A 14,942-nucleotide genomic window follows, 5' to 3' on the forward strand; every position below is an offset into this window, starting at 1 on the left:
GCAGGAATGTCTTGCGGCTCAGCGTGTGCCCGACGACGTGCCGCTCGCGCTGCCGGAGGATTTGTTCACCGTCGAACCGAGCCGTTCAGGAATCGGAAACTCGAAGCTCTTCAGGTAGCGGTCGTAACTCCGGCTGGCGACGTTTCCGGCGATGGTCCTGGGCGAAGGCGATGCAATCTCGCCGCTGCGTTGCCATGCAAGCAGGCTCTGTGTCGCGTCGCCTACTTGCAGCGGTACCAGCTCGAATTCTTCCGCTTCGGCGAATTGCTCTTGCGAACCGGGCGCCACCGCATCGGCTTTGGGTGTGTCCGCTGAAGCCGAGATCGCGGCGGGCTTGGCATCGACTTCGCTCGCTTTTGCGTTCACCTGTGCCATGGTGCTCGTCGCCGAAGCCAGGAGCGCAGCGGCCAATGCACCGGCCCGCAGGCCTGTAATCTTGTTCATGGTGTGCTCCGTGAGGTCGAGTTCAATACAGAGGGAATCTCCGCGGACAGCGTCGACGGATTCAGCTGATTTGCCGTCCTGATGCCTGTCGTTTCCGACCAGCGGGAACGCTTGAGCGCAAGAGGCGACACGATGGACTCGTCGCGGCCGCCCGCGGGCACCGCAGCCGTAGCGCGCACAGCGGATGCCGATGCGCCGCCGGAGACCTTCATCTGCTGCGCTGCCTCCCTGATGGCAGCGCGCGTTGCTTCGGACATGCGATTGGCATTCATCAGGGCTGCCGACTTGTCTCTTTGCTGGGTCACTTCCAGATAGAGCGCAAGGTTGGCCTGCGCCTGCGTACTGTCGGGCTTCAATTGCAGCGCCTGCATGAGCGGCAGGCGTGCCTCCTCGATCAAACCAGCGCGCAGGTTCGCGTAGCCCAGGTCGCTGAGCAGCGCAGGATCTGTCGGTGTACGACGCTGTGCCTGGGAAAGAAGGCGCGACGCTTCGGCGTAGTCACCGCGCATTCCCGCCAGCAAGCCCAACCCGCGGTAGCCCGCGCTTTCCAGCGGGGTGCCCAGCAGGCGCTTGTATGCGGCCTCGGCCGGCGCGGCTTGTCCTGTCTGACGCAACGCCTCCGCTCGCACGCGCGTGGAGTCCGGTGACACGCCCCAGCGTTGCTCGAGTGCATCGATGTGCGCGAGCGAGGCAAACCAGAGCTCCTCCTTCTGCATTTGCTCGACAAGACGCAGGTAGGTGGCTTGCGTGTCGACCGATGCGCCGGCTTTCGTGTCCGCGGTTGCCTCGGCGGCCATGCGCTGCTGCGCATCGGCGCTTGCCGCGTACTGGTCCTTGACGCCGGCACAGCCGGAGACGACCAGTGTCGCGGCAACCACGCATGCGGATGCCAATGCACGGCAGGCAGGATGCGCGACTTCATGAGCGTTGAGCATCTTCATTTGGCTGCGATTCCCAAAGAACGGAAAACAGAGAGGAAAGCGGGGCCCGCCGTGACAATGACGAGCGCCGGCAGCAGCGTGGTCACCATGACGGCAGTCATCTTGACCGTGATCTTGCCGATGCGCTCTTTCATCTCGGAGCGCCTGTGTTCGCGAAGCCTGTCGCTGAAAACGCGCAGCGGCTCCTGCACGGCACCGCCGTGCTTGTCGACCTGGACCAGCAGCGAGACGAGGCCTCGGAGGTTCTCATTCTTGTGCAGCGTGGCAAGGCGCTGCAGCGAGTGCTCACGGCTGCGGCCCTGGCTGTATTGGCTGTTGGCCAGCGAGAGCTCGTAGCCGAGCACGCGCAGCACGTGCGAGAAATCGGCGGCCATGATCTGCAGACTCTGGTCCAGGCTGAGCCCCACGCCTTGCAGCAGGCGCAACAGGTCGATGAAGAGCGGCAATTCCTGCGCCGCTCTCTCGCGCCGTCCCGCCGCAAAGCGGCCCAGTATCCATTTGGGCGCCATGAAGCCGATGACGAAGGCGGCGGCCTGAACCATGACGACCGAACGTTGGGAATGCCCTTCGCTCCACGCCACGTAGGTCAGCGTGGGAAGCAGGAAGGCAAACACCACGCGGGTCACCATGAAAATCAACTGGGTGCGCTTCGAGGGCAGTCCGCACTGGTCGATGAGGTTGCGGTCCTCATCGGCAACGAGCGCGCGGCCGAATCGGGAGTCGAGCCAATGAAAAGGGAGCTCGACATCCGACTTCGCCGATGCGGCGCTCAGCTCCTCGGCCACCGTGGCGGGCGCCGCGGACACTGCCTGGTCAATCGCGCGTCCGATGACTTTTCCACTGCGTGCTCGCCGCAGCTCGGCAGCGATCAGCGCGCCGGCACCGGCCATCAAGCCCAAGGCCAGGAGAGCTAGGCTGAGAACCGCCAGTTGGTTGGGCGAGAGCGTCATGTCAACCTCGCCAGGCGATAGAGCAGGGCGGCACCCAGCAACTGGAATCCCGCGGCGAAGAGGATCATGTTGCGACCCGTGCCGTCGTGCCACATGCCCATGAAATAGCTGGGATTGGTCACGATGAAGAAGGCACCCACGCCGACCGGCAGGAGCCCCAGGATCCAGGCCGAGAGCCGCGTTTCGGACGACATGGCGATCAATTCGTGTTCGGCCTGCTCGCGGTCGCGCATGAAGTTGCCGACGCGTTCCAGCAGCAGGTCGGCACGGCCGCCGTAGCGCACACCGAGGCCGAGAATCGAGGCAAGCAGGAACATTTCCTCGATGCGAACGTTCGCGGCTGTCTGGTGCAGGGCGCGGTCCAGGTCCATGCCGGCACGCACCAGCGAGGCTGAGCGCTCGAGTTGCCCGCGCAGAGGTTCAGCGGTGGTGGCAATCGCAAGCTGGAATGCCGCCTGCGTGGAGTTCCCGATCGTGATCAGCCTGACCATCGCATCGATGTAGGCCGGCAATTGGCCGATCAGCTTGCGACGAAACTTCTGGAGTCGCAGCCATACAGCGAACGCCGAGGCAAGCGCCAGGAAGGCAAGTGCACCCAGTGCGGCCAGCCAGCCGCCGAACAAGCCGGCTACCAGCGAAAGCAGCAGGATCGCGCCGATGGCCAAGGCGGCCATCCGAGGATCGACCACGCCGACCAGTCGTTCAGGCAAGGCTCGCTCCAGCAGCCCGACGGGCGTGGCTGTCGCTGCCGCACTGAGTTCAGCGTCGAGCCAGGGGTCCTTCAAGCCGCTCGCGAAGTTGTCGCTCGACAAATCCCGCGACGGGAGCGGTGCCGCCGTTGCGGCCGTCGCACTGGCCAGAATCTGCTGGTTCAGATGCCGCTCCGTCGCCTGCCGTGCCTGGCGCGTCTTGGCCCATTGCCACATGAGCAACCCGGCGGCCGCGAGGACCAGCGCAATGCAGGCAACGACGAGCAACCCTTCACGCACGATGTTCCCCCTGCTGCGCACGCGCCATCGACTGCCGGAAGCGCGTGATCTTGGGCGAGTGCGGCGCGATGCCCAGCGACACCCAGCGGTCGCGTTCCTCGCCGTCGGGCGAGACGACCGGCTCGTAGCGGTAGAGCTCCTGCATGGCGACGACGTTGTCGTTGACGCCCGTGACCTCGCTCAGCGAAATGATGCGGCGCTGGCCGCCCGACAGGCGCCCGATCTGCACGATGAAGTCGATGGCGTTGGCGATCTGCCGGCGCAGGCTCACTTCGCTGCCCTGGTAGCCCGCGAAGCCCGCGAGCATCTCCAGGCGGTAGAGGCACTCGCGCGGCGAGCTCGCGTGGATGGTGCCCATCGAGCCTTCGTGGCCGGTGTTCATGGCCTGCATCATCTCGATGACCTCGGCACCGCGCACTTCGCCCACGATGATGCGGTCGGGCCGCATGCGCAGGCTGTTGCGCAGCAGGTCGCGGATCGACACCACGCCGGTGCCGTCGAAGCCGCCCGGTCGGCTTTCGAGCCGCACCACGTGGCTGGTGCCGAGCGACAGTTCGGCCGTGTCCTCGATGGTGATGACGCGTTCGCGCGCGGGTATGTAGCTCGCGAGCGCATTCAGCAGCGAGGTCTTGCCCGAGCTGGTGCCGCCGCTCACGAGGATGTTGCAGCGCGCGCGCACCGCGATCTCCAGCAGCTGCGCCATGCCGGCGTCGAACGTGCCGAGCTTCACCAGGTCCATCGGCGTGAGCGGCTCCTTGCGGAACTTGCGGATCGACACCGAGAGGCCGTCGATGGCCAGCGGCTCGATGATCACGTTGATGCGGCCGCCGTCGGGCAGGCGCGCGTCGACCATCGGGTTCGACTCGTCGAGCCGGCGGCCCAGCGGCGCGAGGATGCGGCGCACGATGCGCATCACATGCTCCGAATCGGCGAAGCGCACCGTCTCGCGCTCCAGCATGCCGTGGCGCGACACGTACACGTTCTGGTAGCCGTTGATCAGGATGTCTTCCACGGCCGGATCGTTGAGCAGGTCTTCCAGCGGCCCGAAGCCAGCGAGCTCCTTGGTCAGCGCGTCGGAGATGAGCTGCATCTCGCGGTCGTTGATCGGCACGCGGCGCAGCCGCACGAAGCTGTCGACCTCCAGTTCGACGAACTGCTGGATCGAGGCGCGCGACCAGCGGCCGAACTCTGCGCCCAGTTCCTCGATGCGGCTGAGCAGGTGGTCGTGCGTCCAGCTCTTGATGTCCTGGAACTGCTGGGAGTTGATGAACGCCTGGTCGTCGTCGGCGAATTCGATATCGGTGGACATGGGTTCAGCCTTCGTGTGAACTCTTCCAGAGGCCGGTGACTTGCGACATGAGCGCAACCCAGCGTGGATCCTTGGCCGGAGGTTGGCCCGTGGCAGACATGTATTCCTGGTGCAGGCTGCGGGCCAGGCCCGTCACCGCCTGCGCGTAGGGGTCGCTGCGCGAGGTGCGCACCAGCATCTCTCCGCGGCTCGCGGCCGCCATCAGCTGTGCGCTGCGCGAAGGCAGCACATGGCGCAGCGGCAGCTCCAGCCGTTCGGCGATGTCCTTGGCCGTGAGGCCGACATGGCTGTCGAACTTGTTGACCACGAGCCCTAGCCGGTCGGTCTCGATGCCGCGCGCCCGCAATTCCTTGAGCATGTTCGCCGTCGACACGATTGCGCCGATGCTCTGGTCGCAGACCACCCAGCTGCGCTGCGAGGCTTGCACTGTCTGCGCAATGAAGTCGATTGTCGAGAAGCCGCCGAGGTCGGCCACCTGAAAGTCGAAGAAGTCGCCCAGCCGCTTGATCAACGCCACCGAATCGGCATGCGAGATCTCGCGCACCTGCGCGAGGCTTGTCGGTAGCGGAAGCACTGCGACCCCGCTCGTGTGATGGGCCAGCGCCGTGTGCAGCAAGGTCTGGTCGAGGCGGCGCAGGTTGCGCACGCCGTCGACGAAGCTGAAGCCGCTCTGGGTGTCGAGGTAAAGAAGTCCATCGCGCGCCGGCAGTCCGAGGTCGAGCAACGCGACGCCGTGACGAACGCTGCGGTTCGGAGGCCGTGGCACCTGCGACAGCATCTCGTTGAGCACCAGCGACAGGCTGGCGGCAAGCGTGGTCACGCCGATGCCCGAGCGCGCGCCGAGCAGTGTGAGCGTGCAGCCGCGCGTACCGCCTTGCGTGCTGCTGCGGCGATCCAGCAGTTTGCGCAGCGTGTTGACCGCGTCTTCCGACGGGGCCGACATGTCGACGAAATCGTCCACGCCGGCGCGCAGTGCGGCAAGCATGGACGCGGGCTCGGCGGAGACTCCGGTGGCCAGCACGGGCAATGTCGGCCAGTCGCGCTTCAGGCGCTGGTGCAATTCGATGGCCGCCGCCGTGCTGTCGCCCGAGAAATCGAGAAACACGGCAACCGGGCCGAGCAGCGCGATGCGCTCGTCGATCGACTTCGCGTCGGGTGCGAGCACGACCACCGAGCCGAGTTTGCTGAGCGAATCGGTAAGCCACGTGATGTGGCTTCCGCTGGACGAAGCAAAGAGATAGGTCTCCGTGCCTGTCTCGGGGAGGTTGTCTCGGGGAGCGTTCATGGCGTCGACCACCGGCTGTGCGCGGTCTTCTTGATCAACGCGAGAAGCCGGGCACGGTGGTGCCGGAGGCGGGACCAAGCAGATGAGCGCGCCACACCGGGCCATCTCGTTGCTCCGCGCCACCCGGCAGGTACGGTGCCAGATCGGTGCCGCGTGCAATGGGCTTGACCAGATGCGGCGTGACGAGGATCACCAACTCCTTCTCGCTCATCTGGTACTTGCTCTGCTTGAAGAACGTACCGAGCACGGGGATGTCGCCGAGCAGCGGCACCTTGTCGGCATTCGACGTCGTGGTGCGGCTCACGAGGCCGCCGATGATGAAGCTCTCGCCGTCGCCGAGTTCGACCGTGGTGTCGGCGCGGCGCGTGCTGATGGCGGGCACCGCGACGCCGTTGATGCTCAGCGAATTCGTGTAGTCGAGGTCGCTCGCTTCCGGCGCGACCTTGAGCACGATGCGCTCGTTCGAAAGAATCGTCGGCGTCAAGGTCAGGCCGATGCCGAAGGGCTTGTATTCGATGCTTGTCGTCCCCAGTCCCTGGGGCGCCGGAACGGGGAGTTCGCCCCCGGCGAGGAAGCTCGCACTCTGCCCGGAGAGCGCGACCAACGTGGGCTCGGCGAGCACGCGTGCCATGCCGTTGCCTTCCAGGAAACCTACGTTCAGGCCAAGTCCCGCCTTCCCGAAGTTGAAAAGGAGGCTGAAAGCCTGCGCGAGCGGGTTGTTGTACTCGCCGGTGATGGCGCCATTGGATGCGAACGATACGGAGCCCAGCGACGACGGCGAAAAGACGCCGAAGCTGAATCCGCTGGAGTTGGCGCGGGTGCTGAAGATGTTGAGCCCGGCCTGCTTGAGCACGCTGCGATTGAACTCGACGATCTTGACTTCGACCTGCACCGTGTTGCTTCGGACGTCGACACTCGAACGATCAAGCAGCACCGTTTTTTCTCCGCCGGCCGCCATGGCCGCGTCACGTGCTTCCTGGTGCGCATCCATGCTGTTGAGTGAACCGGTGAGCGTCGACGCGCGGCGACGCACCTCCAATGCATAGACGGTGGCATTCAATTGCCCCTTTTCCCAGACCATGAGGGTGGTCCTGCCCGCGGCTTTCCCGGTGACGATGAGGCGCGCGGCGGGCGAGTTGGGCGATTGGCGGGTGAGCGCAACACCGGCCACCGTTTCATCGGCGATGGCCATGCGCTCGATGCCCTTCGGGATCAGCAGTTCTTTCTGTGTGCCTGCATCGACCCGCAGAGAAACCGGGGGCCGCGAAGCCGCTGCCTGCGCATCGGCGGCAGCGGACAGGACAGGCCATGCCCCTGTTGCCAGCAGGTACAGCAACGCAAGGGCGGGGCGCAGAGGACGTGCGGACGGAGACGTTCTCTTGCGTGCTGCGAGCTTCATGTCGTTCTTTTCCTGCTTGGCATGCATGTGGGGGTGCGCTGATCAGTAATTGATGGTTTCGCTGCGGTCGCCGCGGATGACTTCCACCTGGAGACCTCGACGGGTGCCGTTGCCGGTGCCGCCGGAACTGGCGGCCGCCGGTGCCCTTGCCGTGGCCACGGCGGTTTGACGGAGTGCCACCGGGGTTCCACCCGTGACGAAATCCGCTGTGGTGATGCCGGCCTGTGCGCGGTCGAGGCCTTCGAGTGGAGGCCGGCGTGGCTCACCGGCCTTTGCCGGCAGCGGTTGCAGGGCGGTGGGCAACTCCGCGAAAAGCTTCGGGTCGGGCTGCGACATGTCGGTCGGATTGCGCAGCGCCAGCACCAGGCGGCCGCTGTTCTCGGCGAGCGTGAGCCGGTTGATGTCTTCCACAGGCACCGCAAGCACGGCGGTGCGGGCGGGCTCTGCGCGCTGAGCTTGCACGGCGGCGTTCTTGTCGGTCTTTGACAGCAGGCCATCCACGGAGGCGTTGCCATAGGCCAGCACACGCGTGCGCGACAGCAGCAGGCGCGCCTGGCTGCGATCAATGTCCTTGGTGTCGGACTTGAGCATGAGGAAGACGTCGACGAAGTCGCCCGGCTGTACCTTGTTGCCGACGCCCATGGCCTCGTCCGCCTTGATGGCCACGGCGCGCTCTCCCTCGGCAACGCGCAAGGCCAATCCCGACACCAGCTGACCTTCGAGAAGAGGCGTGCCTTCGCCCAAGTCCATGACGGGCACACGTCCCGCGAGAGGCGCGGTGTCCTGGAAGGCGCCGGCCGGGTTGATCGTCAGCCGTTCCACGCGCAGCGCATCGGCGGGAATGGCCTGGCCGGCCGGCAGGGGCTTGGCTGCGACAACGACGGCAAAGGTCTGGCTCTGGGTGGCCTTGACGGCTGTGGCGCTGGCGGAAGCCGGGGCGGCTGCGACAGGCGGTGGGGCCTGCCTGCTGAGCATCCATGCATAGCCACCGAGTGCAAGTGCCAGTAGCACGAGGATGGCAGCGATGACTTTGGTGAGGTTGATCATGAGCGGCGTTTCAAGAGGGGAATCGGGTGAGCTATCGATGAACAACTCGTGGTGACGTGACGACTAGCCGCTCTGTCGACCCCAAACCATCCAAACCGCTGCGCCGAGAGCTAGATATGCCGCATAGGGAATGAAGCGCACCCGAGTCGAAGACGTGTCGCCGACAGCCCGGGATGGCGACCCGAAAAGCATCAGCGCGACCCCCGGAAGGACCGGCCAACGTTGAAGAACCATCCAGAGCACGGCATGCACGCCGGCCAGCAGGCTGCCGATGAGCCAGACAGGCAGCAGTGCCGAAAGGCCGATCCAGAGTCCAAGGGCACCGGCGAACTTCACGTCGCCTGCTCCCATGACGCCCAAGGCGTAGAAGACCAGCAGGCTACAGAAACCGATGCCTGCACCGAGCAATGCGTTCGTCCAGTCGCCTCCGAGCGGACTGGTCCCGAAAGCGAGCGTCGCAAGTGCCAGAAGGGCACCTGCGAGCGCAAGCCAATTGGGAACGCGGCGTTGCTTGAAGTCATAAACGGCTATGAGGAGCAACCACATCAAGCAGACCGATGTCATTGCCACGGCACGTAAAACTTAAGCAGAGGGCGTGAGTGCCGTCTTGATATTGGCCCAGATGGTTGTCAGTCGAGCCCCGATACCGTCAGTGCCTGTAATTGCGGTAATCATCACGACAGAAATCAGGCCCGCAATGATTCCATATTCAATTGCGGTCGCACCTTCTTCGTCGCGCAGAAAACGAGTAATAGAGCTGAGCATGATTTACCCCTTTCGGTAAGTGTTAACAAAGGCTTGCGAGGTGGATGTTATACACAGTAACTCCGTGTATCAACAAGAGAAACCCACAAGACACGCACTTAGCTGTGCTAGCCAAAAGGTGTAAGCACGATGGCGGCCAGCTTTCCGCCAGCCGGGTCCCGGGGGAAGGACGATCGGCCAACCGACACTTTGAAGGTTAATTTTTCCCTCTGTAGGCCGCGTCCGACCTCCCATGAAGTGGGGAGGGGAACGTTACGGCGCCGGGAACGCGCGAAAGGGCTGCGTTACGGGTACAAACCCGTTACGCGTTACGTAGCACGGGGCCACAAAGCACGATTTGTAACGCTGAAAAAAGCCAGAAAGCGTGAGCAAAATGTCACGACTCAGCGGTCGTACCCGCGTGGTCAGCAGGGGTTCAGCCGAGGATGTCTTCGTGGAAGAGCTTCCACTCGCTGCCTTGGCGCAGCCAGTACTGGCGCCGTGAGCGCCCGCTCTTCTCGCCTTCGAACACTTCGCCGAAGGTAACCACCATCGTGTCGTCACCGTCCCGCCAGTGGAGGAACGACATGTCCTTGAGCTGCACGCGCTTGCCCTGCGCGTATTTCACTTCGTCTTCGACGGCTGAAATGCCTTCGGTGGATTTCTTGCTGATGCGCTGGAAATCGGGCAAATAGAATTTCTTCAATTGCGCTTCATTTCCATTGGCCCGCGCGTCTTTCCAGCCATTTATTGCGCTGGAAATGGATTGCGATTCTTTTTCGGCCTGCGGCTGCGAAATCCATTGCAGGCTGCGTGCGGTGACCACCGGCGTTGCGCCGATTTGCACTTTTCGCAAAAGCTGCTTCAAGTCGGGGTTGGCCATGACCACGCAGCCGTCGCTGGCCAGCGGCGCCCGTGCGAACTGCTGGGGCGGGGTGCCGTGCAGCCAGATGCCGCCGCCGGTCTTGCCGCGCCGCACGTCGTACGGATTGGGGTAGTTGATGGGCAGGGCGCCCGCGCCGTAGAAGTCCTTGAGCGACTTCGGGTCGAGGCTGCTGGTGATGTAGTACACGCCCAGCGGCGTGCGGGCATCGCCTTCGGTGGCCTTGTCGGTGCCCGACTTGCCGACCGAGATGTAGTAGTCGGCCGTGAGCTTCAGGCCCTTGTCGCTGTTCTCGAACAGGTACAGGCGCGAGCGCGAGGCATCGACCGCAATGGCGTAGCGGCTGCGCGTGGAGAGCGCCAGGAACTGCGACGGCACGGTGTTGGCCGGTGGCCGTTCGCGCAGGGCCTGCAGGCGGCGGCGCGATTCTTCGTGCAGTTCGGCCATGGCCGGGTTGCCGCGCATCCTGGCGATGCTGGCGGTGTCGGGCAGGCTGTTCGACGGCGGCACCTGGGCCGCGAGCAGGTCGCCATAGACGAGCTGCGCGAGCTGGAAGTTCGGGTAGTCGCGCACCAGGTCGCGGGCCTTGGCGAGCGCGGGACGAGCCTGGCCGCGGCCGAACATTTCGTAGACGGCGATCAGGCGGGCCTCGGCGTTGCTGGCTTCCTGGATCGGCGCGGCGGCGCGCGCCGGCCTGCGGGCGGGCTTGGCGGCGGCTGCCTTGGCTTCGGCCACCGCGGCCTTCTTGCCGCCCCTGGCTTCCTTCGCCTCCCTGGCGGAAGCGCGTGCGCCGTGCGCGGCGGGAGCGCGGTTGCTGCCCACCGCCTTGGGTTTGGACTTGGAGGCGCCGTTGCCGCTGCCGGCTTTCGCGTTGCTCTGCTTGGCCGCAGCCGACGCCTGCGCGGCACCCGGTGCCGCGAGCATCAGCGCCGAGGCTGCCATCAGCGCTGCCAGCAGGTGTCCGCTGCGCGGACGGAACGGAGGATTCTGAAGCCGGCCGCGCCGGACGATGTCTGCCACTAGCCGCCGACGCTTTCCTTGCGAATGTGCCACTGATTGCCGGAGCGCTGCATATCCAGCGTCTTGCGGCTGGAGACGTTGAGGTTGTCGGCGCGATAGATCTGGCGGAACTTGGCCGTGGCGTTGTCGCCGTCGACCTTGATGACCAGGTTCTCGATGTTCACGCTGATGCTGGACTTGCCGACGATGCGGGCGCGGCGGTCTTGTTCCCAGCTCTTGCGGCTCTGGCCGCCGCCGGGAGTGAAGTCGCTGCCGTAGGCCGCGAGGTAGCGGTCCATGTCCTGGCTGGCCCACGCCGAAGCCCAGGCGCGCACGGCCGATTCGACCTCGGCGTTGGCGGCCGGGCTTGCCGCGGGCGCGGGCGACGGTGCCGGGGCGGGCGCTGGCTCGGGCGCCTTGGGCGCGGCGGCCACCGGGGCGGGCGCCGCCGCGACCTTGGCGGGCGGCGGTGCGGCGGGTGCAGGTGCGGGAACCGGTGCAGGTGCAGCGGCCTTTGCCACGGGAGCAGGGGCAGGGGCAGGCGCCGGCACGGGCGCAGCCGACGCAACCAGCGTGCCCGGCTTGCCGCCCGCCAGCGCAGGCGTCGGCGTGAAGAGCGTGCGGATCACCGCCAGCTTGGGCTGCACGGCCGTGTTGTTCTGGTCGAGCTGCAGCGCCTTGCTGTAGGCCTGGCTGGCGAGCCGTGCATACACGTCGCCGAGGTTTTCCTGGGCGGTGGCGTAGCTGGGGTTGGTGCGGATGGCGCTTTCGAGCGCGGCGCGCGCCTTGTCGAACTGGTTCTGGCTTGCGTAGATCACGGCCAGGTTGTTGAACGGCTCGGGCAGCTCGGGTGCGTCCTGCGTGAGCTGCGTGAATGCGGCGATGGCCTCGGCGCGCTTGCCGGTGTCGAGCTGGATCACGCCCTTGAGGAAGCGCATCTGCGGATCGCGCGGCTTGTCCTTGAGGAAGGCGTCGGCCTTCGTCATGGCTTCGTCGAGCTTGCCGGCCTGCATGAGCTTGTCGACTTCTTCATGTTCGACGGCGGACAGCGCGGGCAGCGCCACGGCACAGGTCGCAGCGGCCAGGAAGAGGGCACGCACGGAGGGGGAGAAGCTGAAACGGGCGCGTGGCCGGGGGCTCTTGGGCATTGCGGACAAGACCTCGTAGGGGGTGGGTGATGCGGCAGGGATTGTAAGTGGGGCAGGTAACCCCCCGATACAGGCCTGACAGTCTTTCGATGCCTTTCAGGTTTGCCCGCAACGGGCGTCGCCGCAGTACAGTGCCGCCGTGGACCGCCTCCAAAGCATTGAAACTTTCGTTCGTGTCGCGCAGACCCAGAGCTTCGCGGAAGCGGCTCGGCAGCTGCGGGTGGCCAACTCGGTGGTGACCACGCGGGTCAAGCAGCTCGAGGAATTCCTGGGTGCGCCGCTGTTCCACCGCAGCACGCGCGTGGTGCGGCTCAGCGACATGGGCCAGGCCTTTCTGCGCGACTGCACCGAGCTGGTCGTGCGTGCCGACAACATCGTCGACCAGATGCGCGACGCGCGCGGCACGCCTTCGGGCACGCTGCGGGTGCATGCGCTGACCGGCATGGTGCTGGGCCGCTTCGCCTCGCTGCTGCGCGAGTTCCAGACCACCTACCCCGACATCCACCTCGAGCTGATCGTGAGCGACGCGGTGGCCGACCCGGTCAAGGCCGGCGTCGACTGCGCGCTGCAGATCTTTCCGGCGGCCTCGCAGGAACTGGTGTCGCGCCCGCTCTTCCCGGTGCGGCGCGTGCTCTGCGCCACGCCCTCCTACCTGGAGGCCCACGGCACGCCCGCCACCCCGCGTGAACTGCACCGCCACAAGCTGGGCCTGTATTCGGGCTATCCCACGCGCGACCGCTGGACCTTCCATCACAACGGCGAGCAGACCACCATCTACCTCGCCGCCGCGCTGCTGACCAACAGCGTGCACCTGCTGCGCGAATATGCACTGGAGCATGCCGGCATCGTCTGCCTGCCGACGCTGGTGGCGGGAGACGCCATCGCCCGCGGCGACCTGCAGGTGGTGCTGGCCGAGCACCAGCTGTCGTCGTTCTCGCTGAGCGCGGTGTACGCGGGCACCTCGCGCAATGCGCTGAAGCTGCGGCTCTTCATAGAGCACATCGCCACGCGCTTCACCCGCGTGCCGCCGTGGGACGCCACGCTGATCGAGCGCGGCCTCATTCCCGCCGAACTGATCGAGTTCAGCCGCTCCAGCGGATAGCGCACGAACAGGGGTAAACCCGGTCGATTATTCGGAGACTCCGAATAATCCTCTTCCAAACTGGTCCCTACCGGCGGCGTCGCATGGCTCCTAGAGTTCGCTCATCCAAGGAGACAAGCCATGACAGCCGCTACTTCGACCACCTACCGCACCCGCTTCGGGTCGCTCAAGCACTTCGAAAAGGGCCACGTCGAACCCATCGACGACGACGTGCGCCACTACGCGTTCTCCAACTGCTTCGAGATCGCGAGCATCAGCAAGCCCTACGAGAAGGTCGTGTTCGGCCAGAACCAGATCTACGTCCTGGAGACGCTGCGCGCCGAAGGCACCTCGCCCTGGTACACCTGCGCGCATGACGAGTTCGCGCTGGTGATGGACGGCGAGGTCGAGGTGCACCTCGTGCAGCTCGACGCCGCGCAGGCCGTGGCCGACAAGGAAAAGAACGGCGCCGTGCTCGTCGAGGGCGAGCCCAGGGGCAAGAGGATGGGCTGGATGAAGCTCTCGCGCGGCCACCAGGGCCTGCTGCCGAAGAACACCGCCTACCAGTTCCGCAGCGCCGGCGAGCCGGGCGTGATCGTCCTGCAGAGCTGCAAGGGCGATCTCTCCGTAGAAAAGTGGGCCGACATCTGCCAATCGCATTGAGAGGAACCGCAACATGAACGCACCCGCAGAACTCGCCAAGGTGATCGCGTCGCAGCCCGACGCCACGCTCGGCTACAAGGACTTTTCTCTCGGCAGCTTCAGCTTCCGCCGCGACGAATACTTCGTGCACATCGGCTGGAAGACCCGCGACGGCCGCCCGATGAGCCACACCATGGACGCCGGCAACTACCTGCGCGCGCTGATGCGCGACGTGGCCTGGGGCTTCTTCTACGGCTGGGTCAACTTCGACGACGTGTTCGGCACCGTCAACCACTACGAGTCGGTCGACCTGTACGCCGGCAGCTTCAACGGCACCATGAAGGACGCGGGCATCGACCTGCTCGAGAACTTCCCCACCGCGCAGATCCGCGCCACCTTCGAGGCCATGCTCGACGACTGGACCAACGAGAGCTTCGACCCCTTCGCCGCGCCGCAGGAAACCGGCTCGCCCTATGGCCGCAAGAACGGCAACAACACCGCCAAGATCACGAGGGCACGCGAGCTGGCCAAACGCTGCGTGGGCCTCAAGGGCGACCTCGACCTGCGCAGCGACGAGCGCGGCGCGCCGGTCAACCGCGCCTTCGCCGACGTGCCGCAGGGCCAGCCCGAGCTGCACCCCGAGCCCGGCTTCGAGAACGATGTGCACGCCTTCAACCTCTTCGGCTTCCTGAGCCGCTCGCAGGTGACGTGGAACCCGAGCTTCACCTCGGTGGTGAAGCACAGCTACATGTGCCCGACGACCGAGGAGCACATCCTGCCGATCATCCACGGCAACGACCGCGTCGAGTGGTTCTTCCAGATGACCGACGAAATCCACTGGGACTGCGGCGACAAGAACACCGGCAAGCCCATGGCACGCGTGATCATGAAGGCCGGCGACATGGCAGCCATGCCCGCGTACTGCCGGCACCAGGGCTTCAGCCCCAAGCGCTCGATGCTGCTGGTGTGGGAGAACGGTTCGCCGAGCCTGGTGTACGAGATCCAGAAGGGCGAGTCGCCCGAGATTCCTGTGCAGTTCTGATCTGCCTTGCTCCCTCCCCCGCCGGGGGAGGGCAGGGGT

15 protein-coding genes are annotated in these 14,942 nt (G+C 65.6%); 3 read left to right on the top strand and 12 right to left on the bottom strand.

Going from position 1 to position 14,942, the window contains the following annotated elements:
* Positions 1-18 precede the first annotated feature (18 nt).
* The 12 genes from AC1RVW_RS26130 to AC1RVW_RS26185 form a co-directional block, all read right to left on the bottom strand.
* Positions 19-444: a DUF3613 domain-containing protein gene (locus AC1RVW_RS26130; protein WP_493203496.1), complete on the bottom strand. Its 426-nt coding sequence runs from the start codon at positions 442-444 to the stop codon at positions 19-21.
* A complete protein-coding gene (locus AC1RVW_RS26135) occupies positions 441-1,385 on the bottom strand; it encodes a hypothetical protein (RefSeq protein ID WP_493203498.1) in 945 nt (314 codons plus the stop codon). The genes AC1RVW_RS26130 and AC1RVW_RS26135 overlap by 4 nt, the downstream gene beginning before the upstream one ends.
* On the bottom strand, positions 1,382-2,335 hold the full coding sequence (locus AC1RVW_RS26140; protein ID WP_081270818.1) for a type II secretion system F family protein: 954 nt from the start codon (positions 2,333-2,335) through the stop codon (positions 1,382-1,384). Before AC1RVW_RS26140 ends, AC1RVW_RS26135 begins: the two co-directional genes overlap by 4 nt.
* Entirely contained in the window at positions 2,332-3,324 is a 993-nt protein-coding gene (locus tag AC1RVW_RS26145; protein WP_493203500.1) for a type II secretion system F family protein, read from the bottom strand. The genes AC1RVW_RS26140 and AC1RVW_RS26145 overlap by 4 nt, the downstream gene beginning before the upstream one ends.
* Positions 3,317-4,633, bottom strand: a complete 1,317-nt coding sequence (locus AC1RVW_RS26150; protein ID WP_081270819.1) for a TadA family conjugal transfer-associated ATPase — start codon at positions 4,631-4,633, stop codon at positions 3,317-3,319. Before AC1RVW_RS26150 ends, AC1RVW_RS26145 begins: the two co-directional genes overlap by 8 nt.
* Before the next feature lie 4 nt (positions 4,634-4,637).
* Positions 4,638-5,918, bottom strand: a complete 1,281-nt coding sequence (locus AC1RVW_RS26155; protein ID WP_493203502.1) for a CpaE/TadZ family protein — start codon at positions 5,916-5,918, stop codon at positions 4,638-4,640.
* Between the two features lie 34 nt (positions 5,919-5,952).
* Entirely contained in the window at positions 5,953-7,344 is a 1,392-nt protein-coding gene (locus AC1RVW_RS26160) for a type II and III secretion system protein family protein (RefSeq protein WP_253820012.1), read from the bottom strand.
* A gap of 15 nt (positions 7,345-7,359) precedes the next feature.
* Positions 7,360-8,364, bottom strand: a complete 1,005-nt coding sequence (gene cpaB, locus AC1RVW_RS26165; RefSeq protein WP_081270820.1) for a Flp pilus assembly protein CpaB — start codon at positions 8,362-8,364, stop codon at positions 7,360-7,362.
* Between the two features lie 63 nt (positions 8,365-8,427).
* Entirely contained in the window at positions 8,428-8,928 is a 501-nt protein-coding gene (locus tag AC1RVW_RS26170) for an A24 family peptidase (protein ID WP_493203506.1), read from the bottom strand.
* 18 nt (positions 8,929-8,946) lie between these two features.
* Positions 8,947-9,129 (bottom strand): Flp family type IVb pilin, encoded by a 183-nt coding sequence (locus AC1RVW_RS26175; protein ID WP_081270822.1) that lies wholly within the window; start codon positions 9,127-9,129, stop codon positions 8,947-8,949.
* A gap of 415 nt (positions 9,130-9,544) precedes the next feature.
* Positions 9,545-11,044 (bottom strand): L,D-transpeptidase family protein, encoded by a 1,500-nt coding sequence (locus AC1RVW_RS26180; RefSeq protein WP_106936844.1) that lies wholly within the window; start codon positions 11,042-11,044, stop codon positions 9,545-9,547.
* Positions 11,011-12,138 (bottom strand): nuclear transport factor 2 family protein, encoded by a 1,128-nt coding sequence (locus AC1RVW_RS26185; RefSeq protein WP_106936845.1) that lies wholly within the window; start codon positions 12,136-12,138, stop codon positions 11,011-11,013. Before AC1RVW_RS26185 ends, AC1RVW_RS26180 begins: the two co-directional genes overlap by 34 nt.
* Positions 12,139-12,277: 139 nt before the next feature.
* Here AC1RVW_RS26185 and AC1RVW_RS26190 point away from each other — a divergent pair, with 139 nt between their 5' ends.
* The 3 genes from AC1RVW_RS26190 (at position 12,278) to AC1RVW_RS26200 (ending at position 14,903) form a co-directional block, all read left to right on the top strand.
* Complete coding sequence (locus AC1RVW_RS26190) at positions 12,278-13,240, top strand: LysR family transcriptional regulator (protein WP_106936846.1); 963 nt, start codon at positions 12,278-12,280, stop codon at positions 13,238-13,240.
* Between the two features lie 120 nt (positions 13,241-13,360).
* Positions 13,361-13,882, top strand: coding sequence for a cupin domain-containing protein (locus tag AC1RVW_RS26195; RefSeq protein ID WP_106936847.1), 522 nt, complete (start codon positions 13,361-13,363; stop codon positions 13,880-13,882).
* 13 nt (positions 13,883-13,895) lie between these two features.
* Positions 13,896-14,903 carry a hydroxyquinol 1,2-dioxygenase gene (locus AC1RVW_RS26200; protein ID WP_106936848.1) on the top strand — a complete coding sequence of 336 codons (1,008 nt, stop codon included), beginning with the start codon at positions 13,896-13,898 and terminating at the stop codon, positions 14,901-14,903.
* Positions 14,904-14,942 lie beyond the last annotated feature (39 nt).

It is taken from the genome of Variovorax sp. MPBD4-3, from assembly GCF_058809745.1.